Source organism: Sphingomonas phoenicis (genome assembly GCF_047238005.1).
Lineage (GTDB): Bacteria > Pseudomonadota > Alphaproteobacteria > Sphingomonadales > Sphingomonadaceae > Sphingomonas.
In genome coordinates this window covers 96,971-117,979 of the sequence record NZ_JBDFMC010000001.1, presented here as the reverse complement: position 1 = coordinate 117,979, position 21,009 = coordinate 96,971, and the positions used below count along the sequence as shown (strand labels likewise).

31 protein-coding genes are annotated in these 21,009 nt (G+C 64.4%); 22 read left to right on the top strand and 9 right to left on the bottom strand.

What is annotated here, in order from left to right; genetic code table 11:
* Positions 1-37: 37 nt before the first annotated feature.
* The 4 genes from ABC319_RS00610 (at position 38) to ABC319_RS00595 (ending at position 3,360) form a co-directional block, all read left to right on the top strand.
* Positions 38-1,705 carry an ATP-binding protein gene (locus ABC319_RS00610; protein ID WP_413068382.1) on the top strand — a complete coding sequence of 556 codons (1,668 nt, stop codon included), beginning with the start codon at positions 38-40 and terminating at the stop codon, positions 1,703-1,705.
* A gap of 1 nt (position 1,706) precedes the next feature.
* Positions 1,707-2,633: a hypothetical protein gene (locus ABC319_RS00605; RefSeq protein WP_066773387.1), complete on the top strand. Its 927-nt coding sequence runs from the start codon at positions 1,707-1,709 to the stop codon at positions 2,631-2,633.
* Positions 2,634-2,651: 18 nt separating this feature from the next.
* Complete coding sequence (locus tag ABC319_RS00600) at positions 2,652-2,945, top strand: DUF5983 family protein (protein WP_066773389.1); 294 nt, start codon at positions 2,652-2,654, stop codon at positions 2,943-2,945.
* 61 nt (positions 2,946-3,006) lie between these two features.
* Positions 3,007-3,360 (top strand): DUF3768 domain-containing protein, encoded by a 354-nt coding sequence (locus tag ABC319_RS00595; RefSeq protein WP_066773391.1) that lies wholly within the window; start codon positions 3,007-3,009, stop codon positions 3,358-3,360.
* 40 nt (positions 3,361-3,400) lie between these two features.
* On the opposite strand, the gene ABC319_RS00590 is transcribed toward ABC319_RS00595, so the two are convergent.
* A complete protein-coding gene (locus ABC319_RS00590) occupies positions 3,401-4,129 on the bottom strand; it encodes a CPBP family intramembrane glutamic endopeptidase (protein WP_066773393.1) in 729 nt (242 codons plus the stop codon).
* A gap of 29 nt (positions 4,130-4,158) precedes the next feature.
* Here ABC319_RS00590 and ABC319_RS00585 point away from each other — a divergent pair, with 29 nt between their 5' ends.
* The 7 genes from ABC319_RS00585 (at position 4,159) to ABC319_RS00555 (ending at position 9,451) form a co-directional block, all read left to right on the top strand.
* Positions 4,159-4,410: a hypothetical protein gene (locus tag ABC319_RS00585; protein WP_221211855.1), complete on the top strand. Its 252-nt coding sequence runs from the start codon at positions 4,159-4,161 to the stop codon at positions 4,408-4,410.
* A gap of 82 nt (positions 4,411-4,492) precedes the next feature.
* Positions 4,493-6,769 (top strand): DNA cytosine methyltransferase, encoded by a 2,277-nt coding sequence (locus tag ABC319_RS00580; RefSeq protein WP_066773395.1) that lies wholly within the window; start codon positions 4,493-4,495, stop codon positions 6,767-6,769.
* Between the two features lie 256 nt (positions 6,770-7,025).
* A complete protein-coding gene (locus tag ABC319_RS00575; protein WP_066773399.1) occupies positions 7,026-7,616 on the top strand; it encodes a hypothetical protein in 591 nt (196 codons plus the stop codon).
* Positions 7,613-8,155: a hypothetical protein gene (locus ABC319_RS00570; protein ID WP_066773402.1), complete on the top strand. Its 543-nt coding sequence runs from the start codon at positions 7,613-7,615 to the stop codon at positions 8,153-8,155. Before ABC319_RS00575 ends, ABC319_RS00570 begins: the two co-directional genes overlap by 4 nt.
* 32 nt (positions 8,156-8,187) lie before the next feature.
* A complete protein-coding gene (locus ABC319_RS00565; protein ID WP_066773405.1) occupies positions 8,188-8,565 on the top strand; it encodes a hypothetical protein in 378 nt (125 codons plus the stop codon).
* 207 nt (positions 8,566-8,772) lie between these two features.
* A complete protein-coding gene (locus ABC319_RS00560; RefSeq protein ID WP_066773408.1) occupies positions 8,773-9,024 on the top strand; it encodes a hypothetical protein in 252 nt (83 codons plus the stop codon).
* A 217-nt stretch (positions 9,025-9,241) separates the two neighbouring features.
* Positions 9,242-9,451, top strand: coding sequence for a hypothetical protein (locus tag ABC319_RS00555; RefSeq protein ID WP_336944772.1), 210 nt, complete (start codon positions 9,242-9,244; stop codon positions 9,449-9,451).
* Positions 9,452-9,458: 7 nt separating this feature from the next.
* On the opposite strand, the gene ABC319_RS00550 is transcribed toward ABC319_RS00555, so the two are convergent.
* Positions 9,459-9,923 carry a hypothetical protein gene (locus tag ABC319_RS00550; RefSeq protein ID WP_183937287.1) on the bottom strand — a complete coding sequence of 155 codons (465 nt, stop codon included), beginning with the start codon at positions 9,921-9,923 and terminating at the stop codon, positions 9,459-9,461.
* A 131-nt stretch (positions 9,924-10,054) separates the two neighbouring features.
* On the opposite strand from ABC319_RS00550, the gene ABC319_RS00545 reads away from it, so the two are divergent.
* The 4 genes from ABC319_RS00545 (at position 10,055) to ABC319_RS00530 (ending at position 11,527) form a co-directional block, all read left to right on the top strand.
* Positions 10,055-10,429: a hypothetical protein gene (locus tag ABC319_RS00545; protein WP_183937288.1), complete on the top strand. Its 375-nt coding sequence runs from the start codon at positions 10,055-10,057 to the stop codon at positions 10,427-10,429.
* Between the two features lie 107 nt (positions 10,430-10,536).
* Positions 10,537-10,944 (top strand): response regulator, encoded by a 408-nt coding sequence (locus ABC319_RS00540; RefSeq protein ID WP_066773415.1) that lies wholly within the window; start codon positions 10,537-10,539, stop codon positions 10,942-10,944.
* Between the two features lie 72 nt (positions 10,945-11,016).
* Positions 11,017-11,250, top strand: a complete 234-nt coding sequence (locus ABC319_RS00535; RefSeq protein ID WP_156442288.1) for a hypothetical protein — start codon at positions 11,017-11,019, stop codon at positions 11,248-11,250.
* 4 nt (positions 11,251-11,254) lie between these two features.
* Complete coding sequence (locus ABC319_RS00530) at positions 11,255-11,527, top strand: hypothetical protein (RefSeq protein ID WP_183937289.1); 273 nt, start codon at positions 11,255-11,257, stop codon at positions 11,525-11,527.
* Between the two features lie 15 nt (positions 11,528-11,542).
* Here ABC319_RS00530 and ABC319_RS00525 read toward each other — a convergent pair whose 3' ends face one another.
* The gene (locus ABC319_RS00525) at positions 11,543-11,962 is read right to left on the bottom strand and encodes a hypothetical protein (protein WP_066760092.1); all 420 of its coding nucleotides are present in this window, start codon (positions 11,960-11,962) and stop codon (positions 11,543-11,545) included.
* Positions 11,963-12,092: 130 nt separating this feature from the next.
* On the opposite strand from ABC319_RS00525, the gene ABC319_RS00520 reads away from it, so the two are divergent.
* Entirely contained in the window at positions 12,093-12,803 is a 711-nt protein-coding gene (locus ABC319_RS00520; RefSeq protein WP_413068381.1) for a putative phage head morphogenesis protein, read from the top strand.
* A 30-nt stretch (positions 12,804-12,833) separates the two neighbouring features.
* Here the strand turns inward: ABC319_RS00520 and ABC319_RS00515 are convergent, their stop codons facing one another.
* Both ABC319_RS00515 and ABC319_RS00510 read right to left on the bottom strand, forming a co-directional pair.
* On the bottom strand, positions 12,834-13,076 hold the full coding sequence (locus tag ABC319_RS00515) for a hypothetical protein (RefSeq protein ID WP_156442232.1): 243 nt from the start codon (positions 13,074-13,076) through the stop codon (positions 12,834-12,836).
* A gap of 163 nt (positions 13,077-13,239) precedes the next feature.
* Entirely contained in the window at positions 13,240-13,443 is a 204-nt protein-coding gene (locus tag ABC319_RS00510) for a hypothetical protein (protein WP_066667130.1), read from the bottom strand.
* A 225-nt stretch (positions 13,444-13,668) separates the two neighbouring features.
* Between ABC319_RS00510 and ABC319_RS00505 the strand changes: the two genes are divergently transcribed.
* On the top strand, positions 13,669-13,911 hold the full coding sequence (locus ABC319_RS00505) for a hypothetical protein (protein WP_156444659.1): 243 nt from the start codon (positions 13,669-13,671) through the stop codon (positions 13,909-13,911).
* 26 nt (positions 13,912-13,937) lie between these two features.
* On the opposite strand, the gene ABC319_RS00500 is transcribed toward ABC319_RS00505, so the two are convergent.
* From ABC319_RS00500 to ABC319_RS00490, 3 genes are all read right to left on the bottom strand, one after another.
* A complete protein-coding gene (locus tag ABC319_RS00500) occupies positions 13,938-14,447 on the bottom strand; it encodes a sigma-70 family RNA polymerase sigma factor family protein (protein WP_156442234.1) in 510 nt (169 codons plus the stop codon).
* Between the two features lie 24 nt (positions 14,448-14,471).
* Entirely contained in the window at positions 14,472-14,846 is a 375-nt protein-coding gene (locus tag ABC319_RS00495) for a hypothetical protein (protein ID WP_066667121.1), read from the bottom strand.
* 127 nt (positions 14,847-14,973) lie between these two features.
* A complete protein-coding gene (locus ABC319_RS00490; RefSeq protein WP_183937291.1) occupies positions 14,974-15,264 on the bottom strand; it encodes a hypothetical protein in 291 nt (96 codons plus the stop codon).
* Between the two features lie 857 nt (positions 15,265-16,121).
* Between ABC319_RS00490 and ABC319_RS00485 the strand changes: the two genes are divergently transcribed.
* From ABC319_RS00485 to ABC319_RS00465, 5 genes are all read left to right on the top strand, one after another.
* Positions 16,122-16,577 (top strand): DUF736 domain-containing protein, encoded by a 456-nt coding sequence (locus tag ABC319_RS00485; protein ID WP_066667206.1) that lies wholly within the window; start codon positions 16,122-16,124, stop codon positions 16,575-16,577.
* Positions 16,578-16,653: 76 nt separating this feature from the next.
* Positions 16,654-17,820, top strand: coding sequence for a DUF2493 domain-containing protein (locus ABC319_RS00480; RefSeq protein ID WP_082730931.1), 1,167 nt, complete (start codon positions 16,654-16,656; stop codon positions 17,818-17,820).
* A gap of 744 nt (positions 17,821-18,564) precedes the next feature.
* On the top strand, positions 18,565-18,897 hold the full coding sequence (locus tag ABC319_RS00475) for a hypothetical protein (RefSeq protein WP_066760017.1): 333 nt from the start codon (positions 18,565-18,567) through the stop codon (positions 18,895-18,897).
* A gap of 317 nt (positions 18,898-19,214) precedes the next feature.
* The gene (locus ABC319_RS00470) at positions 19,215-19,469 is read left to right on the top strand and encodes a hypothetical protein (RefSeq protein WP_413068380.1); all 255 of its coding nucleotides are present in this window, start codon (positions 19,215-19,217) and stop codon (positions 19,467-19,469) included.
* A gap of 318 nt (positions 19,470-19,787) precedes the next feature.
* On the top strand, positions 19,788-20,369 hold the full coding sequence (locus ABC319_RS00465; RefSeq protein ID WP_066667203.1) for a hypothetical protein: 582 nt from the start codon (positions 19,788-19,790) through the stop codon (positions 20,367-20,369).
* A 178-nt stretch (positions 20,370-20,547) separates the two neighbouring features.
* Here the strand turns inward: ABC319_RS00465 and ABC319_RS00460 are convergent, their stop codons facing one another.
* On the bottom strand, positions 20,548-20,772 hold the full coding sequence (locus ABC319_RS00460; protein ID WP_066667202.1) for a hypothetical protein: 225 nt from the start codon (positions 20,770-20,772) through the stop codon (positions 20,548-20,550).
* Positions 20,773-21,009: the final 237 nt, after the last annotated feature.

Here is a 21,009-nt window from a genome sequence, read left to right as displayed (position 1 = left end):
CGGGGAATTGCCCTCGCACGGCTCCGAAGGATCCGCCATGCTTCCCGCCACGATCTCCACCAGTGTCGCGCCCGAGACCATCAACAAGGTCACCCGGCTGTTCAACGGCTCGGTCAGCGACATCCTGCATGAGCTGCTGCAGAACGCGCGCCGAGCCGGCGCGAGCACGGTCGCCGTGTCCACGATCGGCCGCGCCGGCGACCGTCTCCTGCACATCGTCGACGACGGTCACGGCATTGCCGACCCGGCCAGTATCGTCACGCTGGGCCGCTCCGGGTGGAGAGACACGATCGCTCGCCGCGAGGATCCCGCCGGCATGGGCGTCTTCAGTCTTGCCGGTAGGGACGTCATCATCCGTTCGTGGTCCCAGGCCGCCCACCAAGGCTGGTGCGCCCACATCCCGGCATCAGCGTGGGAAAGCAGCCGGCCGATCGCGATCTCGCCGGATCCGATCGGGCGAGGCACCTCGATCAGCATCCGCATGGACTCCGCTTGGGAGGACGAGGTCCTGCCGGCGCTGAGCCATGTTGCGCGTCACTATCCTCTGCCCGTGACCTTCGACGGCGAAAGCGTCGAGCAGACGCCGTGGCTGGACGAGGCGATCTATGAGGAGCGCTGGAACGGGTGCCGCATCGGCGTGGTGAAGGAGCATCACCGCCGGGGAGGCGCGGCTCGTCTCAATTTCCATGGCCTGACGATCCCGTGCCCGATGCCGGTCGTGCAGCAGGTCGGCCGCGGCGAGGAATGGACGGTGCTGGTCGATATCGTCGACTGCCCGGCGCTCCAGCTGGTGCTCCCGGCTCGCAAGGAAGTCGTTCAGAACGACGCGCTTACGGCGCTGCGCGAGGCCGCGAGCAAGGCGATCTTCGGCGCTATCGCGTTGGAGGGATCGCATCGGCTGTCGCATAAGGACTGGCTGGAAGCCCGACGGCTCGGCGTCGCGCTGCCCGAGGCCGAATGTCGTCTCCATGGTTGGTGCGCTCCGCATGCCGCGGCGGGCGAAAGCTATATGTCCGGCAGCAGCTTCAACGACGGCACGATGATAATCATGCCGGACGTGGCCGCCATCGTGGCGCAGCCTGCCGAGCTGGCTATTCAGCATCATAAGCCATTCGCTGGTCCGCTCGTGTTCGGGGAGCCCGCCTTCGCCGGCTATCGCTGGTATGACGGGCTCGCGCGCGTTCAGACGCTCGGCTTCACCATCGAGCAGGAGGGCCGCACCTTCCACATCCGCGACGAGGAGGGGGCACCTTCGGACGTCGACAACGGCTATGTCGAGCAGCTGACGCTCGAAGTGACCGTCGCCCACGGCGACGCGGTCACGACGGTCGCCTGCGACGCCGACGTCGCCTTTGGTCCGGATTTCGATCTTTCGACCGAAGTCGACGACGTCGTGATCTTCGTCCGACGCGGTGCGGAGCTGCTGGCCCGGGACGTTATCTCGCTCCTCCAGCGCGCTGCCTTCGAACCGAGCTCCGACAGCTGCGCCGACAGTTATGAAACCCAGGAGGAACGGTTCCGGCGCGACGCCAGCGACCGGGTTCTGGCTTTGCTCGAGGGAACGGATGCTGCGCTCGAGGCACACATCCGCGGCCTGTTTCGCGACTATCCGGTCGATGTGCCAGCGGATCGCTCGGTGACGGTCACCATGACCTCGGCGGGCGTGTCAGTCACGATCGCCGAGCGCCAACCGGAGGTCGGGTGACATGGACATGCCCCCGCCACCCGTCGTCTTGGCCTACGGCATCGGGGTCGACAGCACCGCCCTGCTGGTTGAGCTCGTGGCGCGAGGCCGGGCACCGGACCTCGTTCTGAGCGCCGATACCGGCGTCGAGAAGCCGGCGACATACGCCTATCTCGACGTCATCCGTCCTTGGATGGACGGGCATGGCATCAGGCACGAACTGGTCTCGTACACCCCTAAACGGTTCAAACACTGGCCGCCCTATTACGGCCTGCTGGAGATGTGCCTCACGAACGCCACCCTGCCGAGCAAGAGCCTGGGCGGATCGAGCTGCAGCCTCAAATACAAGAAGGCGCCGCAGGATGCCTTTCTCGCCAACTGGCAACCGGCGATCGACGCCTGGAACCGCGGCCAGCGCGTTACGCGCCTCATCGGCTATGACGCAGGCCCCCGCGACACACTTCGCGCAAACCACGCGCTGTCGATCGAGGATCCGCTCTATGACTGTCAGTCGCCGCTGCGGGAATGGGGCTGGGACCGCGATGCCTGCGTCAGGCGGATCATCGCCGAAGGTCTTCCAGTACCCCCGAAATCGGCCTGTTGGATTTGCATCGCGAACAAGGCTGAGGAGATCCGCGACCTTCCTCGCTGGTGCCTTCGGCTGATCGTCTTGGTCGAAGCTAGAGCGGCGCCGAGGCTCCACACCGTGGAGGGGCTATGGCGCCGCTCGACCAAAGCGCGCCCAGGCCGGATGACCGACTTCATTCGAGCGGAAGGGCTTCTCCCAAGCCGGGAAATCGACCGCATTTGGCGCGACGCGCCGCTCGACCTGATCCGTTTTCAGGACGTCGCCGCGCTCGTGCCCGTTGGCGAACGCCCAACCATGCAGAGCTGGCTCGAGCGCTTCAACGCAGGGCTGTTCGCCCGACCAACGCCGCTCGCGGCCTGACCCCTCACGGAGGACACCATGAACGACAATCAGGATGCGCGGCCGATAGATCCGACGATCGAGCCGATGCTCGTTCTGTCGACCGCTCACATCACGCAGGAAACCTGCAACACCTTCCTGCCGACCTATCCCGGCCCAGCCTGGGAGAAGGGCGAATACGGATGGTTCATCTACGTGCCGGAGGACGTCGACGAGACGCTCCCGGTCGACCTCGCAGCCTGCATGGCCCTCGCGCGCGCGAAATCCGCCTTCTGGATTATGCTCGATCGCGACGAGCCTGAAGCCGACGGTCTCCCAGTCTTCGACTGGTGAATCTGGATCACGAACCCAACGCCGGGACTGCGCGCTGCGCGCGCCTATTCGGAGACCTCAGATGGTCGATACGACCGACAGCAATATCGATACTATCGGCCGCCTCAACGATCGGTGCCGGCAAGGCCTTGATCGCACGGCTAAGGTGATGATGACCAGCGCCTGCCTCGCCACGTTCACCGAGGACGGGACGAGCGCACTCGCGGTTCAGATTGGGATCGTCGATGCACTTCGGCGCTGCGCCTTCGATCCGCGCGATCGGGAGCGAAATCGCGGCGAGTTCGAGTTTCGCGGGCAGACCGTTTATTTCTCGATCGACTATTACGATCTCGCCCGAGAGTACGGATCAGAAGACCCCGCCGATCCAACCAAGACGCGCCGGGTCCTCATGATGATGTTGCGCGGCGACCTCTGAGGCGAACCCGGTGGACCGACCGAGGCAGGCATTGACCGTCTCAGGAGGCAAGGGTCGCATACCACATGCCGAATGCGTTGCTCGCGATGTGGACGATCAAGCCAGGAACGATGGAGCGCGATTGGACGGCGCATAGGCCGGTCCCCAGCCCGAGGCATAGCGATGCCACGAGATTTGCTGGCTCGAAATGCAAGGTGACGAACAACAGGGCCGAGGCGATGACTGCCACCACGCGCCAGCCACGATCAACGAGTGTGCCGAGCAGATATCCGCGGTAAAGCACCTCCTCGACCATCGGCGCGACCAGCACCGTCGCAACAAGCAGCGCGATGCCGGATGGCCCGGCCATTGATGCCACCAGTGCGCGGCCGACCTCGAGATTGCTCGACGCACCCGACTGCCAGACGGTGGCACCCTGCAAAGCCAATATGCCGAGCGGCATTTGCGCAACCGCAAGGCCGCCCAGCATGGTCACAAGGGTCGAACGATCCCAATCCGGTTTGACCATCAAAACAGCGCGAGAGCGGCCGACCTTGCGGATATCCATCGCCACCAGGCTGAGTATCGCAACGGCACCAAGGGCGATCGACGCGGCGGTGAGCGAGGCCGAGGCCGGATCTAAACCAAGCGCAGGGCCGACGAGATAGTGGATGATGGTGAGGGCCGCCTGATGCGCAATCAGCAGTGCCGCAACGACCCATAGGGACGGCCTTGAGGCGGATCGCGGGGTTTGCACGGCGAGCGCGGGAGCTGCGGCCATCTCGTTCATCCTTCACCCCTTCACGATAGGAGACCGCAGTGTCGGGCATTAAGTCTCAGCAGAACCATGTCCGTCAATGCCGTCCACGCGATCGGCGCTTCGACCTCGTACAGCTTCTCGGCCCGGCGCCGGGCAACGCCGAATGGGAGGCCGAGAAGGCGGGTTGGCGCAGCTTCGTGATGGGCAACGCCAATTCGGCCTATCGACGCGGCACGAAGCTGCGCCACGCATGGCAGCGAGGGTATGACGGTGCCTCGCGCAGCACCGATGCGGTCCGATTGATGCTGTAGCCGATGAAGGCGTGTCGCCCGCGGCGTCAGGGAGGGAAGGGGGAGAGGGGCTGTTGGGTCATGTAGATCCGGGAGCCTCACAATGAACGCATTCAGGCACGCGACGGCCGAGGTGGTGATCCGCCACGGCCACATGGCGTGCGGCCTTGGCGCCGGCGCTGCCGGCATGAACGCCGCCAATCCCCGCGTGGGACCACTCCGAGGCCGGTTCGAGTGCGCGGGCGGCATCGATGTCGATGAAGGCGCCATCCGTAATTTCGAGCGCCTGACCGGCGTGAAGGGCACGGTCATGGACCTCTTCAGCGAGGCACAATACCGGGCCTTCCACGGTGAGGCGCCACCTCCAGGGTGGCGCGAAGCGACGCCGCGCGACGTGCGTAGCGTGTTCGGCCGCCTCGACATTCTGTTCGCAAGCTATCCCTGCAAAGGCTTCTCCGGGTTGCTGTCGGCGCGGGCGGCCGAGACCGCCAAGTACCAGGCGCTCAACGACCTCACGACGCGCGGCATGATGCTCAGCCTTGAGGCCTATCGTGACGATCCGGTCGCTATCGTTGCCTTCGAGAACGTGCCGCGGATCGCCTCGTCGCGTGGCGCGCGCTTCCTTGCGAAGATCGACGCTCTGTACCGCGCCTACGGGTATGTGGTGAGCGACGTCGAGGACAGTATCCACGACTGCGGCACGATCGGCGGGCTCGCACAGAGCCGCAAGCGGTTCCTCCGCCTCTTTCGGCATCCGTCCAAGGTGCCGAATTTCATCTATCAGCCCGCCAAGAAGCGGCTGCGCGGTGTCGGCGAGGTGATCGGCAAGCTGCCGCTGCCCGGCGACCCGGTCGCAGGCGTCATGCACCGCGTGCCCGCGCTCCAGTGGAAGACGTGGGTGCGCCTTGCCTTCGTGCCGGCGGGCCGGGACTGGCGCGCGCTGAACGATCTCGCCGTCGTGGACGGGCACCTCCGAGATTTCGCCATCGTACCCGAGCAGGCGTTGCGAGAGAACGCGCTTGGCGTCCTCGACTGGTCTGACCCCGCGCCGACGCTCACCTCGGCCCGCTCGCCGGCCCAAGGCCGCTTCTCGGTTGCCGACGTCCGCGTTCCTGCCGACTGGAACGCCGATGTCCTCGGCGTCCGCGACTGGGACGGCCACACCGGGACCGTCGCAGGTCGCACCGGTCCGACGAACGGGGCTTACAGCGTTGCGGATCCTCGCCCCGACTACGGCGAGAGCACGCATCGTCACGTCCTCGGCGTGCGTGACTGGGAGCAGAGCGCGGCGACGATCAGCGGAAGCCCCAAGCCGAGTGGCGGTGCCCATGCCGTCGCTGATCCGCGGGTGAATGGCCATCCCAAGAGCGTCCAGCTCGGCGTGCGGCCGTGGTCAGAGCCAGCACCGTGCATCAAGGCCGACGTATCGGTCGGAACCGGCCCCTATGCCGTCTCCGACCCTCGAACCGCCGCCCCGCGCTTAGGCAACGTGTTTCGGATCGTGCCACTTGGCGGCTCCGAAGCTGGCGAGCCCGTCGCCGACCCGCGGCCGACGCACGGCAGCGGCGCTCACCACAACAAGATGAAGGTGGTTGCGGCCGACCAAGCAGCCCCGACGATCACCGGCTCGGATCGCGTAGGGTCTGGTGCGCTTTCTGTCGCCGACCCGAGGCCGGGATATGCGTCGGGCACGCATCGCAACATCCTCGCGGTTACCGATTTTGGTGATACCGCCAAGGTCGTCACCGGGGCCATCCATCCCGCTGGCGGTGCGCTGTCGGTCGCAGATCCTCGCCCGGTCGGCCTCAGCTCCGGTGCCCGAGATCAGCACAGCTACAACAGCCAGGCGCACTATGGCGTGGTCCGCTGGGAAGACACGAGCGTCGCTGTCCCCGGTTACGCGAAATACGACCGCGGCAAGTGGTCGGTTGCGGATCCCCGCATCCCCGAGGCCGAGCCGCTGGCCACCTTGCCGGCACCGAACGATCGGGTGGTTGCCCGGATCATCGCCTCCGATGGGACATGGCACCGACCGTTTACGACCTTGGAGCTGGCCGCTCTTCAGTCGCTATTCGACCCCGAGGAGGTCTTCCGCTTCGACGGCGAACGCGATGCCTGGTCGATGCCCCAACCGTTCGAGCTCGAGGGAACATCGGACGCCAAGAAGCGGGAATGGATCGGCAATGCGGTCCCATCGGCTGCGGCGCAGGGCATGGCCGAGGAAATAGGTGAAGCGCTGCTACTCGCCCGGCTCGGCGAAACCTTCACGCTCTCGCACAAGGCGATCTGGGTTTCGCCGCTGCGCATGGCGCTCGCAGTCGACCACAGCCCCATACAGGCGATCACCGAAGGCCGTGGCCTTGAATGGGGAGAGGCATGATGGTCGATCGGTCCAACCTCTCGCGGCCGCGGTCCAGCCAAGCCCATGTGCGCAACCCGGTCCTCGCGCTGCCGAGCATTGCCCGGCTGCAGGCGATGACGCCGGCGACCCGAGCTGAGCTACGGCTCGTCCTCCTCGAGCTGCGACACGACGCGCAGACGCGAGCCGAGGAATGCTGGCGGCGTCACAAGGCCCCCATGGCTGCCTATTGGAAGGTGGTCTCAGTGTACGCAGGACACCTGTCGAGGGTCCTGCGATGAGGTACGATCCGCGCATAGCCACGACCTCCCCGGAGGAGTTCGCCGAGTTGATGGCGCTCGTTCGTCGTGCCGATGAAGCCCCGAGGCCGCAAACGGACGACGACGTATGGCGAGCCACCTATGCCGAAGAGCAACGCCAGCGGCGTGTTGTTGGGTATCAGCAGGATCTCTTCGGATCCAAAGCGACGACACACTTCCGTCGCAACCGGGCCGCGCCGGATTGGGATCGGCCGCCTGTCGAAGCGATCGAGCAGAAGCTGGAGCGGATCAAAGGCGACCCGTTTGCGACGTTCGGTCCGCCACGATCAGATCGGCCGTCTATCCTGTCGCCGGACGAACGCGCCGCGATCGTCCGCAAGGCCGGAAACTGGCTCGCAGTGCGCCAGCGCGTCCGACTGGTCGACGCACCGGGATCCGTTGATCCGGCATTCGGAATCCAACGCTTTCTCGGTCGGGCAGGCGTGGTGTGGCGCCTATGCGGAGCCCCATTCGCGGACCATTGCTATGTCTTCTTCAATCCCGTCGGAGCCGAGCGCACGGCCAAGATCGAGATGGCAGAGCTGCGGGACCTGGAGCCGGTCCGATGAGCTGGCGGGAGCCCGACCTCTTCTACGGCGACAAAAAGCCGCCGCGGTCCCTCGCCCCGATGAAAACCTATCGTGCAGAACCGCGTAGCGCGCCGAAGCCGTTTGCATGGGAGAGCATGGGAGCGTGGGTCCGCCATATGCACCGGCTTTTCGCGCTCGAAGGCCCAAACAGCGATCATTATCGCCGAACCCGCGAGACGGCACGCGCCCTGACGGTCGACCGAATCCGTGAATGCCGTCACGATGACGATCTTCAGCGCTGCGAGGCGATGCTGGTCGAGGCCTCGGCGGGGTGGCTTTACGGTCTCGATCGCGCCTTCAACCGAGCGGAACGCGGAGCGCTACTGGTCGAGGTGCGCAACCGCCGTCATCTGATCGCCATCGGGCGCGATGCGCCCAAGGCCAAGGGACCGAAACTCGATCCGCGATACCTTCCTGACGACGCACTCGATCGGCTGATCCAATCTCACGCAGACGTCGCGACGGTTGACCGCCTGCGCCACGAACGGGAGCGACGCGCGATTGAGAGGGGAGGGTGAAAGACGTAAGGACAGATTGAGGGAGAATTGCCATGCTTGGATCCGGGCCCTTCGGAGAGATGGTTGCCATCGAATGGCTTCAGATCGTCGCCGGGACACCGATGGTGGTGATGATGTTCGTCCTGCTCCTCGCGATGATGAAGCGGGCTACAGGGCAGATTGACGACCAGGCCGTCGCAAGCGTCGGTTACGGTATGGTAGCAGCTTCGGGCTTCGCCGCTGTCGTCTACCTGATCGGGCTCGCCTGCGTTTATACCGGCCTGATGTGGGAAGGACTGTCCCCTGACCGGCTACCTCAGAACTTTCTCGGCAGCGGCCTTTTCTTTATGATCGGTCTTGTCACCTACAAACTCCCGAAGCTGTTCGGTCCTTTCGACAGATGGCTTAATCGCGACCGGACGCGCCAGTAATCAGGCTGCTGTTAGCGCCTGTTAGACGCCTGCACGCCTGTATCGGCAGCGCGCTTTCTTTCAGAGCGATAATAATGGTTATGTAAAACGGAGCGTTTAACGGCGCTGTAAAGCTGCGTCCTTTTGGTGTGACGCGGTGCGATTGGCGCGCGCCTGCGATGCCGTTCGCCGATGCTTCCATATCGTAACTCTGTAGGAGTTGAAACCATGGATCATACTGGTTTGGTGTTCGTAATCTCGGTCCTGGTCACCGCCTCCATAACCATTCTCTACCAGGGTGGTGCGGTGACTTTGAAGGTAACCGCCGTGGTTGCAGGGCTCGGCTTCTGCGGCATGATCGGAGCAGCAAGCATGGCTCCGCCTTCGGAACCGCTGACGTGCGAAGAGATGGTCAAGCGAAAGGCCGAGGCTGACGGCTACGTGGTTGGCCTCGCCAGCGGGATGATGATGCCCCGCTAAATTGGACGCCTACGGCGCCTCTCACAAGCGGCGGATACGAAAATGGGGCCGAAACCGATAGCAGCGGCCCCGACCCCATCATCAAAGGATCCTCCGTCGAAACGGCGGATAGACCGATTAAACGCGAGTGCGTCGAATCCGGTCCGCTCCCTTTGATATACCCAACATGTTCAACAATCCATGAACGGACGCGCTGCGGCGCGTGCCGTGACAGGACGTGCCAGACGAGTACCGCGCCATGCTCAACACAGCTTCTACCTGCCGCTCACTGGCGTCCTTCGAGAACGCCTATGCCGTCGCAATCCAACTGCGCGAAGCGACCGGCGTCGATCAATTCGTCGTTCGCACCGGCAACGCTACTCAACCCTTCCGCGTATCGCGGCAGAGGCCCCAGGCGCCCGAGACCATGCAGGTACTGGTCGCCTGAAGACAGATCAGCTGCTCGCCTGCGTTCGCGCCATCAGCTGCGATGCGGTGACGCCTTCGCAGAGCGCCTCATCGGTCATGTAGGTGATCGGCAGGTTCTCGTCGCGGACGACCGCCGCCATACGGCCGCGGCGATACGCGAGGCTCTTGAGCCACGCGAGGTCCTCGAGCGCCAGCTGCAGGGGCGTCACGTCCAGCAGGTGCCATAGACGCATCTGGAACGGGCTCTGCGCCTTCAGGATCTCGGCGACCTCCTCGAAGCCGACACCCTCCTCGACGCCGTTGCTATGGTCGTGCGCCAAGGCCGCGAACGCTTCCTCCAGCTCACGGATTGCGAAATAGGCGATGTCCAGGCCGACGCCGATGGTCGCTCCGGCCAGCACCCGGCGATCGACCGACAGCTGCGGATCGTTTAGCGCATCCAGAAGCGGCAGATCGTAATCATAGCCGCGCATCGCGTCCTTCAACTTCATGGTCGTCCTCCTGTGGCGCGTATTGAACATAACGTGAACAGGGTGCGCAAGTCTTTTTCTTCATACCACGTAGATCCCACAGGATGAATCTTGCCGGGAACATCATCAGTGGTGGCACCAGGTCGCCGCGCTTGACCGCGCAGCCCTATGAAGGTCACACACATCTCACACGTTGGAGGTTCGGAATGCACGTTTTGCTTATTCTGGGGATCGCCATCGCGATGGGAGCCGGCTTGTGGAACATGCGCGCTGCGATGCGAGCAGGCCGCGGAGCAGACTGGCGCACCAACAGGGACGGACTTCGCGCACCCGGCTCCTCGCAGAGCTTCACGCTCCTCAGCATGATCGGACCTACCGTTATCATCGCTTTGGCAGCATTTGGTGTGCCGCTTCTGGTCCTGCTTGCTGCGGGACTGGCCTATGCGATCACCTTCGTCGTGCTGGCGGTGCGCGAGCGTCGTCTGTCCGAAAGGTACTATCGCGGGAACGTCGGCATAACGTCGTGAGGATGTACCTCCCCTCCCCCCGACTGTCCGGCGCTCGACCGCGTGACAGTCGTTGGAAAATCGACGCGTGTTAGGAGACTTTGCTCCAAATCAAGGGTTTGAGGGGAATGGAACCCTCAACGATCCCTTTCGCGCTTGTCGTCGATGATGACCCTATCATCCTTATGGACGCGTGCGGCATCCTCGAGGATGTTGGGTTTCGCTGTCATTCGGCCGATCATGGCGATGCTGCGAAAGCTATGCTCCCCGAGCACGCCGAAGGTATCACGCTCCTCTTCTCTGACGTCGAGATGCCAGGAGAGACGGACGGCTTTGCCCTCGCTCACCATGTCGCGGCGCGGTGGCCGTGGATCGAGATTGTCATCGCCAGCGGTCGCGTCAAACCGAACGATGGCGACCTGCCGGAGAAGGCGACGTTCATCGGGAAGCCGTTCTCCGCGGCGCTAGTACGGAACCACCTTCGCGAGAAACTACCCGACGGGAAGAAACCTGAGCCGCTGAAAGCCGCGGTCTGATCGGACCAAACCTGACTTGGCTTTGCCCCGGCTTCCCGTATGTTCACGCAATTATCAACGGGAGTGCCGGATATGGCCACGCCGCGCCGCAACAGCTTCGTCGTTCCGAAGACGACGGGACGCGATTACCTCAACGCCTTCATGCACCTCCTCGAGGCAGCTTATTGGGCTGGGATCGTCGGCGCGCTCGTTTACGCCGACGTCGACCTCTGGGTCTGGGCAGTAGCGGGCTTGCTCGCTGGCCCGCCCTACATCATCGGCACCGCGTTAATTCGTAGGCGCCTCGGCATTCTGCGGAGGGTCTGAACGGATGCAGCAGCCTCATGCGCGCACTGTCCGGCTGGCAGCCATCGCTCTCACGTCTGCGGCCCTTACCGGACTGGTCGCGGTTTATTTCATCCCCGTCGGCCCCAAAGAAGAGCGCGCCGCGACCGTGCTATCCAAGACCGGCCCGCAGGGTCAGGCGGCGTATCGCGCCGCTTGGTCCGATGGCCGCCTCACCCGCGCGGACATGTACGAGATCCGCGATGCTTCGGGTCACGACATAGACAATTGGGTCGATATGTCGGGCCGAACGAGCTGACGCCGCTCGATCGCCTCACCAGTGGACTACCACGATCGCGACTGCCAGGATCAGCGGCAGGATTGTCTCCACGGTCCCGATCGCAGCGGTCGCGAGGCGCAATCGCCTCAATCGGCGAGACGGCAACGTCGGGATAGCCCGAAGCGTCTCCGGTACGGCCGTGAGCTCCGTCAGCACCAAGGCATAGCCAAAAGCCAGCGCGACGATGATGCCACCGATCGCAGCAACAGCGGATGGCGGACTGATTGCGATGCCCACGATCGCTACGGCGACTGCACCCCCGAGCAACCCCGCAGCCGCAACATATTGGCGCAACAAGGCGGTGGCATCACGCTCGGCGGACGGATGGGCGATGTCGTCGATGCGCTGATCGCGCGCGCGCCATGCGTCGGCGAACAGGAGCCAGGTCGTCGACGGCCTCACTACCGTATCCATGCTGCGTCTTCCTCAAGGGCTGGCATAGCCCTCCCTGAAACCAAAGGGGTCGGCAAGCGCCGGCCCCTTTTTTTGCCTGCGGACCGCTCCCGCGAGCGACACCGAAATAGCAGCGTGTCACCCGCCGGCCGTGCGGATAGACCAAGACATGATTATCGCAGCAGACGACATCGTCGACTGGGTTTCGGATCGCGGCGATCTCCTGATCGCAGCATGGACCCCGCAGATCGCGGCAATGACCGACTGGGAAGTGCCCTATGCCGAGGCGCTCGCCGGTGAGCTTCATGACGGGATGGTCACGTCACTCCTGCGCGGAGGCGCCGAGGCAAACTTCCTCAACCTGGTCGCGAGGAGTAACACCGGGCTCGACCCTCGAACGGAGCGCGACCTCGCCGAGCGCTTTTTCGGCGTCACGCTGAAGCTTGCTCGCGCTGCCCACCGGCACGCGCAGGACGGCAAGGCGACCGCCCTCCCCTTCAAGTACGGGACGATCGTAGGCGACGCCCGCACAGATTCCTCGCATCTTCCGCTGGCCAACGTGCTGCTCCCCCGCGAGCATCCGTTCTGGACGCGGTGGCAACCGCCGTTCGGTATGGATTGTCGCTGCGGGACCATCGGCATGACGAACGGCCAGCTTGCCCGGTCCGGCCGGAGCATTACCCCCGACGAGGCACTGCCCGCGATCGAGGCGCAGCTGCGCGACACCTGGCCCGCCGAATTTCGACCGCTGCTCGATTTCCGACAACCGCTGGCGACGGCGACGCCTACACAACCGACGATCACTTTGTCGCAGCAGCAGCTCGACGACATTCTATCCGCTTTCAGGCCTGATACCGACTAACCTATCACGCCGTGGCGCGATCGCAGCTAGTCAGACAGCATCGCCTCTGCGTGATGCGGCCTCGTTCACCCAGCGGCCAAGCAATGCCTGCCCTGCGGTCACCACCGCGCCGCCCATGCCCAAAGCGAGAAAGGCACCGAGGGCAACAGCCAGTGGCTCAAGGCGGCCGGCAAAGGTGGCGCGCGCGAGATCAACGGCCCAGAGCGCGAAAATGACATCCACCGCGACCAACGCCGCAAGGATGCAGAAAGAAACCGTCAGACGTAACTTCACTCGCCTGCTCCTATTAAGCAGCGTACCGCAGACGTGCGGTAACCGCATACTTATCGCACAAGCAGCGCCGATTGAGAACGAGCGAATTGATAACATTGGGCCATGCCTCGATAGACGATGGTGCGTCAGCGTTTGGCGTCACCACAGCCTGTTAAATACGCGTTCAAGAGGGCGGGAAACCGGCCTCGGCCAAAATATCATACCCTGTTACGTGCCGCGCGATCATTATGCTTTTCGGGACGAGCACGAACATAAAAAGGAAGAACGATATCAAGCCGCCTGCATAATGATTTGCCAGGAGGAATAGCGGCAGCGAAGTTATGCCTGCAAGCATAAAGGCTGCGATCCCCCGAAGTGCCTTGTTCATCCAACAGACTCCCATCGCTGACTTGATGATTACCAGTCCGGCCCGAAGGCTGGAAGAGGTCGATGGCGCGCGATCACCATGGGTGGTGGCGCACGAGGGTAGATTGCTCGCTCCGGCTTTCTTGCCGTCGGCTACGTGGCTACGTTGACGACCATGGAGGACAGCGCCGTGCAGCCAATCGAACGCGACACCCGACCGCAGTCTCTTGAGGACGTGGAGCGGAGCATGCGGCGCATCACCGATCGCTATACTTGGAAGCGGGTCTTCCTGTTCGCCGCCCTGTTCATCTGGCTCTTCAATGCCTATGCCGCCCTGCCCTACGTCGACGGGCGATCGTACATCGCCGTTTGGGTCGTCGCCTGCATCGGTTGCTGGACGGCGTCGGGCTGGCTGCTCGACCTGCCCCGGCTGATGTTCCCGGAGGTAGAGGCCTTTCGGCACTTGCGCCGCCCAGCGCCGCGCCAATAGCCGAGCGCTCACTCCATCGGCATCGATCAGATGATCGACACGCCAACCTCAGCGGCGAACACCATCAACCCGGGCTCGCCGAAATACTGCGCGTAACCAGGCCGCGGCTCGGGCGCCGAGTTCACGAACCGAGCGGGCTGACAGCGCCACCCCCTGCTATGAGGCCGAAGCGCCGCGCGCGGGAGCCATGCGATCAGAGCTGGCGCATGGGCGTCTTGTGACGTGAAGAACGGCATGGCGAGGATCATGTCATCGTGGAAGGCGGTCAGCCGGCCCACATAGCCATAGGCGCTCTTGTCGGTCTTCTCGTCGCTCGCGTACTTGCCCTTGACCTGCACCGGCCGGACGATCGTCGTGTTCGTGGCCGGGCGACTGACGATCATGTCGAAGCCGTTATCGCGGCGAGGGAAATAGATATCCCACCCTGCGTCGGCGAGGACGCCGGCGACGTACATCTCCGCGAAATAGTCGCGCACTCGAGCTGGTGGCTCATAGCCGCGCGATGCCGTTTCATTGATCTCGGGTTCGCCAGTCACGTGCAATTTCCTTGAGCGGCGAACCTATTTGCGCTTGTGCGGACCGGCCTTTCGCCCCGCTTCGTAACGCCGTTGCCATGCATCAGCCTTTTGCTTCTCGGCGATGGCGGCAATCCTTAGCGCTCGGTCCTCGTCCGACATCGCCAAGATTTGTTGCGTCCGCGTCTCAGTGGCACGTTCATCAGCGCGCGCCTTCAGCACCACCGATCCCACAAAGGCGGCTCCAACGCCGAGCAGTACCAAACCGATCGTCGCGACGCCATGCCAGCCAGTACCCAGCAGGTAGAGCAGGAACACGAGCGCGACGATGCCAGATACCATGATGCCGATCGCGCTGCGGACCGCTGCCGCACCGAACAACAGAATGGCGATGATGACGAGCAGCAGGATGACGATCATGGGTCGATGCTGACCTAAACCCAGGTGCGAGGCAAACGAGATCGCGCCCTCGCGCCCAGTTGCCGCGTGATCCTAAACGACACCTTCGGTGACCACGTTCCAGTCGGTTGAAATCGCAGGGTAGCGCTCAGACAACGCGTTGATGCCAGTAAGCGACCTGAGCCAGCGTGGCGAGGGGAAAGGGAGGCGGTAGGCCGTCGCCGCAATACTGGAGGCAGAGAATCCAGCAGCACGGCCCGGCCCGGAAGATCGGTTCGAGCACGTCGCTGGAGTCGGCTGACGATCGACGGGTAACGGCGCCGACTGCATTGCTTTCAAGCAACTGCCAGAGGGTGAACGGCGGGCCAGCGTAGGTGACCCATGCGATGCCATTTGCATCGATCGTCGCGCTCAACAGGCCTTTGTCGAATGTCGACATGACGATGATCCCGGTTGCCCCTCGTATGCCGGACATCGTGGCTGCATCTCGGCATAAGGGGAAGATGGGTGAGGGCCATCCCCGCCCGGTGGGCGGGGCCGGGCTCTAGTCGGCAAGAGCCGACCGGAGCCCCGCAAGAGCGGGTCTCCGCCCTGACGGGTGACGATCCCTTGTCCGGGTCCCGGAGACGACCCCACGGCGCTCCTGAGGCGATCTACGCGGATGTGAGAGGCTTGCCCCTCCCCTAGCCCCAGAAGTCACGCGCGCACGACGTTCACCGCTGGCAGCCTTCGGCTGTTGAATCATGCGCTAGGCGCATGATGAGTGCTTTGTGGGCCTATGTTCTCATCGCACCCTGCGCCGTCTCCCAGTGTCTCGGCGTGCCAGACCCGTCCGACGGGGTCGGCGTCAAAGGAGAATTGCCCGCAAGCGGGCAATGCTTTTGTTTGTTTGAAGACGCCTCAACAAGAATACCGGGCCTAAAGGCCCTACGGTTTCCACCGCTAAAGCGGCGGAGCCTCCGTCATTCATGTTGACCCCGCCGGCCGTGCCTGCCTCTTGAGCCCCTGCGAGGACGGCTCCGGGTGCGATGAGAACAGAGGCCGGGCCTTGCCCATCAGCACAGTAAAAGGGGAATTGATCGCTTGGGCGATCAATACGCCTTTGATTTGTTTATTTACGCTCCCTAGTCAGGAGCTATTTATGCTCGGACTCACCGTGTACGATGACTTTAGTGTCAAGAAAACAATGCGCTTCAATACTTATAGGGGAAGGGGTAAAAGAAAGATGCCGGAAGGGGAAAGGCCCCAAGCACCGGCAAACAGGGGGAGAGGCCCCCGCAAATAGGAGTTAAGATCATGAACATCGGTTCCTTCAAGTCGGTCAATGGTCAGCTGCTCGGTTCGGTCGCAACCGCCACGATCGACCTCGCTCGCTTGGGTCTCCGCCCGGTCGAGAGCAACAACGAGCGCGCGCCCGCCTTCGAGATCATGGTCCTGAACGTCGCGAAGCGTTGGGTTCAGATCGGCGCGCTTTGGGAAATGACCAGCAACAGCAGCGGCGAGAGCTTCTATCAGGGCAAGCTGGACGACCCGAGCCTCCCCGAACCCCTCCAGATCATGCTCTTTGGCGACGTCGAGGAAGGCTATCGCGTCGTCTGGAACCGCCCCGCCCCGCGGCGCGAGAACCTCGACGGCAGCCGGACCGGTCGCCGCAGCCGCACCAACAACGCCGACGACTTCGCAGGCAACGCGACCGCCGATGGCCGCGTGAGCGACGACCAGACCGCCGACGACTACGTCCCGGCCTTCTAAGCCAGCCAGACGGGCGGGGAGAGGGGTGCAACCCTCCCCCGACCCTAGCCGCCACCAATTGCCAAGGATTGACGCCATGACCAAGGAAACGACCTCGCAGCGCTTTAGCAGCTTTGCCGCCATGGGCGAAGCCCTCGCAACGAGCGACACCACCCGCGCAGACGCCGCCCGCAAGGGATGGGCGACGCGCCGGGCGAACGCCGCGCGCACGGACACCAACGATTGCCACCCCGCCGACGATAACGCCGAGCACAGCGCGACGGCGACCGATGCGGCCGACGAGATCGCGGAGAGCTACGCCGAGGCGACCGCGACGACCAATTTTCAGGACGCGTTCGGCGACGTTGGCGCGCTTTCCATCGTCGAAATGGGGGGCGAGCGGCAGGAACTGGACATGCCCGAGCCGATCGAGGCGCAACACGATTGCGCGGCGATCATGGCGACCCTTTTCGACCTGTTCCGCGACACTCGCCTAGAGGCGAGCGCGCAGGCGATCGCATGGGGCTTCGTCAACTCGTTCCACTACGAGGCGCAGAAGCTGGAACGCGAGGAAGACCGGCTTTGCGCCGACCTTGGCGAGATGACCCGCCGCTATGACCCGTCGGAGATTTACGCGGTCGAGATGGAGGAATTGCAACTCCGCGCCCAGACCAAGACGGAACAGCGCGCCGCCATCGAGTGTATGCGCGATTATGCCGCCGATTGTTACCGCGCGCAGACCGGCCACCCATGGTCCCCGGCGCGCGGATCGAAGGTTTCGAGCGGAGGCACCGCAAGCCAGATCGCGGCAATCGACTTCCTCAAAGCGCGCGCGCAGGACCACCGCGAGAAGCGCAACCCCACCGGCCCGCTTGTCGTCTTTTCGGGCGGCGCAGAGTGGCACGACTGGCAACAGCTTTGGGACCGGCTCGACGCCATCAAGGCGCGCGTTCCGCACATGACCTTGTGCACGACCGCGCAGCGCAAGGGATGCGATGCTATCGCCGCAGCATGGGCCGCAAGCCGAGGCGTCACGGTTGTTGCCTTCACCCCGCAGACGGGCCGCTATGGCAAGCGCGCGGGCTTCGTTCGTAACGAACAGCTTGCCGCCCTTAACCCGGTCGAGGCAATCGTCTGTCAGGGGTCCGGGCTGCAATCCAACCTGTTGCAGGTGCTGAAAACCGCCCGCATCCCGACCCACGCTTTCCGGATCGACGGACAGGCCCCCGCCCCCGTCGCAACCAAGCGCGCCGCGTTCGGTTGAACCCATCGGGCGGCGCGCTTTCCCCCTACGCGCCGCCCATCCCCTTTCCTTGGCAGGAATGACTAGGCCAGCGACGAGAAATCCCCGGCGCTGGCCCCTTTTCGCCACCGTCGCTTTGTGGGGGAAACCCTACTGGTTTCCCCCACGCCAGGTGACCGGGCGCGCACTGCCTTGGCACGGCCCCGTCGGGCCGCGCCTGGTCAGCGCGCGCCCGGTCACCTTCCCCCTTCCGGTAAGGCGCTGCCGCACGCCCGCAGCGCCGGCAGCGCGTGTTCGCGGCTCAACCGCATGTTGTTAGGATCTGCGCGCTAAAGCCGCAGCGTCCACGGCTGACCGGGGGATGACGGCCCGGCCAGCTGGCGAGCGGCACCCGGGATCTGCCACCGCCATATTGGCGACCGTCTTCCCGCTGAAAGGGGTTTCGGGTCAGCCGTGGACAACCCCGCCCCCGCCCCGCTCGCTCGCTTCGGTCCGGCCCTTCGGCCTCCCCTTGCTACGCCTCGGCCGGGGAAGCGCCGGAGCGGGCATTGAGCCCGCCCCGTCGCTGCTGCCGCGGGAAAAACTCTCTCTCAAGTCGTCCCAGTTTGTCGGCCGGGGTGACGAGCCTCAAGGACGGCGGGGCCCCACCATTTTGCTACGCAAAATCGTGACCCCCACCGCCGCTGACGCGGCCGCTACGCGGTCCTTGACCCTCGCCACCCCGACCGACGCGAGGACACCGTCATCAAGACGAAGGAGACGGTCATGAACAGCATCAACACGCAGCGTAGCTACGCCACGCACGAAGCCGGCTATCTGGCCGCTCAGCGCCACGGGTTCCGGACGATCCAGCGACTGGAAGACGCGCTCCGGGAGCGTGACGGATGGGCCGGCCGATACACGGGACGCTTCGATCACGAGCTGGAGGAGATGGTGATCGATGACGACTGCTCCGGGGAGTTCGACGAGGCGCATCAGATCGCCGAGGGCATAGCCGCCGAGGCAGCGCGTGGGAACGCGCGCGGGATCATCATCGCACAGGGCCGCACCGACGAAGCGGCGCTGATGATCCTCGCGGCAAGCCCCTCCCCGGGGTGAGGCTCAAGGCCCGGCCGTCACCCGGCTCGCTCGCATCGGTCAGGTCCTTCGGCCTGCCCTTGCTACGCCTCGGCCGGGGAAGCGCCAGTGCGGGCATCGAGCCCGCCCTGGCGCTGCTGCCGCGGGGTAAACCCTCTATCTCAAGTCGTCCCAGTCTGTCGGCCGGTGCGGCGAGCCTCAAGGACGGCGGGGCCCCACCATTTTGCTACGCAAAATCGTGACCCCCACCGCCGCTGCCGCGGCCGCTACGCGGTCCTTGACCCTCGCCACCCCGACCGACGCGTGATCTCCGTCATGAAGACAAAGGAGGAATGGTTATGCAGGTTCTGTTGTTTCGTGCTCTGAAGGACGCTAATGTCGAGGACGACAAGGCGGCTGCCGTAGTGGCAGCGATCGAGGAGCACGTGGACGTGGCAGTCGGTCAGGCAAACAAGGCGCTCGAGGCGAAGCTGACGGGCATCGACAGCAAGATCGAGACGACGCGCTCGACGCTGACCATCTGGATCGGCGTGCAGACAGCACTGCTCGCGCTGCTCGGCGCTGCCGCCATCTGGAGCAACTTCCTCAAGTAACTTGGCCGGGCGGCGACGCTCTCCGGTTGCCATTCCAACAGGCCGCTCGGTGATCCGGGCGGCCTTTTTCCTGTCTGCGATCCGCGCGCCCTACCCGGCTCGCTCGCTGCGGAGCGGCCCCTTCGGGCCGCCCTTGCTACGCCTCGGCCGGGAAGCGCCAGTGCGGGCATCGAGCCCGCCCTGGCGCTGCTGACGCGCTCATAAAACCATTCTCCAGCACGCACGCTGACACATTGCTCGCGCCCAGTCTCAGGGGGCCGGGATCGTCGCCGGAGAGGAGAGAGAAAGGGAGAAGCGGTTTCAACGAAGGAGGTCGAGATGACCATCACGTTCCGCGTCGACGACGGCCACAATGTCCTGTCGCCCTCACCCGCCGTCATCACTCCCGACCAGCTCGGCGCGCTCCGCGATCTTGTCGACGAGCATAGCGGCCGGACCGGGGCTCCGATGGTCATCCCGATCCACGGTGAACCAGCCTCCGGGTCGTTCGAGATCGAGGTCCGGGTGTGCCCTCTCGCGCTCGCCTCAATCGCGCGCTGCTTCGACCACGATCCGGCCGTTATTGCCGTCATCGACGAGGCCCAGTTCCGGGCACGCCGCGTCCGCGTCTGGCAACAGGAACCGACCGGCGATCTGCGGCTCGGCCTTGGCCTCAATCCCGATGGCGCACCCGAATTGGAGGTCGCCAACGGGAACGCCTTCGCCCTTCTCGCCAGCCTCGGTCTGGACGAGGAATCGTGCGGCGCGATCCCGCTGTCGCAGCTCCGACAGCGGCTCATGGATCCGCGCATCCGGCGACGGCTCGACGAGGATCCCCAGATGTCTCGATACGTCGAAGCGCTGACCACCATGGCGGCGCTGAAGCCGGTCGAGGGAGAATACCACCTCGCATGGGCCTGACGGCCAAGCGAGCCACGCTCAGCGACCCGCAGGGACGCCCAGCCTATCGGCTGGCGCGTCCCTTTTTTTGCCTGCCAACCTCAAGCCGGCTGCGCCGCGTCCTGACCAGAAAACAGAATGGCCGCATGAGGTAGCAGCCCCATGCGGCCATCGCCGTGACCATCGGCCTCGAACCGGCTCAGGCTTGCGCCATGAGCCGCTTCTCAACCTCGTCGACGCCCAGCGTCTTCACCGCCTTCATCAGCCCCTCCAGTCGATCGAGCGGGACCTTGAACAGCCCTGCCTTCTCGACTGCTCCGACAGCCGCCTCCCGCACCTTCGCCTGATGCGCCTGACGGCGCTCGGCGAGCTTGCGTTCGTCGGCCGCGATCGCGGCCATTTCAGCGTCCAGTGACTTCGCCATAAAGTGTCCTTTTCGGTACGGCTTATCGGCTCTGAACGGGACCGATATAGCCGCCTATGGATCGCACAGGAAGCCACTCGAACGACCATGGAGCGAAACCCTTGGCTATCCCCCTACAAGAGGACCATACGCCCGGCGCGCAGCGCCCTTCAGGCAGCTGCTTTCCGCCTAGCGGCGGATTGGATCCCGGCGGAAAACCGAGGCGATCCCGAGCCGTCTCGACGGACCGGAACAGCC

Bases quoted from the DNA above. Each gene is read 5' to 3' on its own strand.
- ABC319_RS00605 (WP_066773387.1), top strand. From the start codon at position 1,707: ATGGACATGCCCCCGCCACCCGTCGTCTTGGCCTACGGCATCGGGGTC.
- ABC319_RS00575 (WP_066773399.1), top strand. From the start codon at position 7,026: ATGAGGTACGATCCGCGCATAGCCACGACCTCCCCGGAGGAGTTCGCC.
- ABC319_RS00480 (WP_082730931.1), top strand. From the start codon at position 16,654: ATGACCAAGGAAACGACCTCGCAGCGCTTTAGCAGCTTTGCCGCCATG.
- ABC319_RS00535 (WP_156442288.1), top strand. From the start codon at position 11,017: ATGGCCACGCCGCGCCGCAACAGCTTCGTCGTTCCGAAGACGACGGGA.
- ABC319_RS00525 (WP_066760092.1), bottom strand. From the start codon at position 11,962: ATGGATACGGTAGTGAGGCCGTCGACGACCTGGCTCCTGTTCGCCGAC.
- ABC319_RS00580 (WP_066773395.1), top strand. From the start codon at position 4,493: ATGAACGCATTCAGGCACGCGACGGCCGAGGTGGTGATCCGCCACGGC.
- ABC319_RS00485 (WP_066667206.1), top strand. From the start codon at position 16,122: ATGAACATCGGTTCCTTCAAGTCGGTCAATGGTCAGCTGCTCGGTTCG.
- ABC319_RS00495 (WP_066667121.1), bottom strand. From the start codon at position 14,846: ATGATCGTCATCCTGCTGCTCGTCATCATCGCCATTCTGTTGTTCGGT.
- ABC319_RS00460 (WP_066667202.1), bottom strand. From the start codon at position 20,772: ATGGCGAAGTCACTGGACGCTGAAATGGCCGCGATCGCGGCCGACGAA.
- ABC319_RS00595 (WP_066773391.1), top strand. From the start codon at position 3,007: ATGGTCGATACGACCGACAGCAATATCGATACTATCGGCCGCCTCAAC.
- ABC319_RS00530 (WP_183937289.1), top strand. From the start codon at position 11,255: ATGCAGCAGCCTCATGCGCGCACTGTCCGGCTGGCAGCCATCGCTCTC.
- ABC319_RS00565 (WP_066773405.1), top strand. From the start codon at position 8,188: ATGCTTGGATCCGGGCCCTTCGGAGAGATGGTTGCCATCGAATGGCTT.
- ABC319_RS00550 (WP_183937287.1), bottom strand. From the start codon at position 9,923: ATGAAGTTGAAGGACGCGATGCGCGGCTATGATTACGATCTGCCGCTT.
- ABC319_RS00600 (WP_066773389.1), top strand. From the start codon at position 2,652: ATGAACGACAATCAGGATGCGCGGCCGATAGATCCGACGATCGAGCCG.
- ABC319_RS00570 (WP_066773402.1), top strand. From the start codon at position 7,613: ATGAGCTGGCGGGAGCCCGACCTCTTCTACGGCGACAAAAAGCCGCCG.
- ABC319_RS00490 (WP_183937291.1), bottom strand. From the start codon at position 15,264: ATGTCGACATTCGACAAAGGCCTGTTGAGCGCGACGATCGATGCAAAT.
- ABC319_RS00610 (WP_413068382.1), top strand. From the start codon at position 38: ATGCTTCCCGCCACGATCTCCACCAGTGTCGCGCCCGAGACCATCAAC.
- ABC319_RS00475 (WP_066760017.1), top strand. From the start codon at position 18,565: ATGAACAGCATCAACACGCAGCGTAGCTACGCCACGCACGAAGCCGGC.
- ABC319_RS00505 (WP_156444659.1), top strand. From the start codon at position 13,669: ATGCGGCGCATCACCGATCGCTATACTTGGAAGCGGGTCTTCCTGTTC.
- ABC319_RS00590 (WP_066773393.1), bottom strand. From the start codon at position 4,129: ATGAACGAGATGGCCGCAGCTCCCGCGCTCGCCGTGCAAACCCCGCGA.
- ABC319_RS00465 (WP_066667203.1), top strand. From the start codon at position 19,788: ATGACCATCACGTTCCGCGTCGACGACGGCCACAATGTCCTGTCGCCC.
- ABC319_RS00540 (WP_066773415.1), top strand. From the start codon at position 10,537: ATGGAACCCTCAACGATCCCTTTCGCGCTTGTCGTCGATGATGACCCT.
- ABC319_RS00470 (WP_413068380.1), top strand. From the start codon at position 19,215: ATGCAGGTTCTGTTGTTTCGTGCTCTGAAGGACGCTAATGTCGAGGAC.
- ABC319_RS00510 (WP_066667130.1), bottom strand. From the start codon at position 13,443: ATGAACAAGGCACTTCGGGGGATCGCAGCCTTTATGCTTGCAGGCATA.
- ABC319_RS00560 (WP_066773408.1), top strand. From the start codon at position 8,773: ATGGATCATACTGGTTTGGTGTTCGTAATCTCGGTCCTGGTCACCGCC.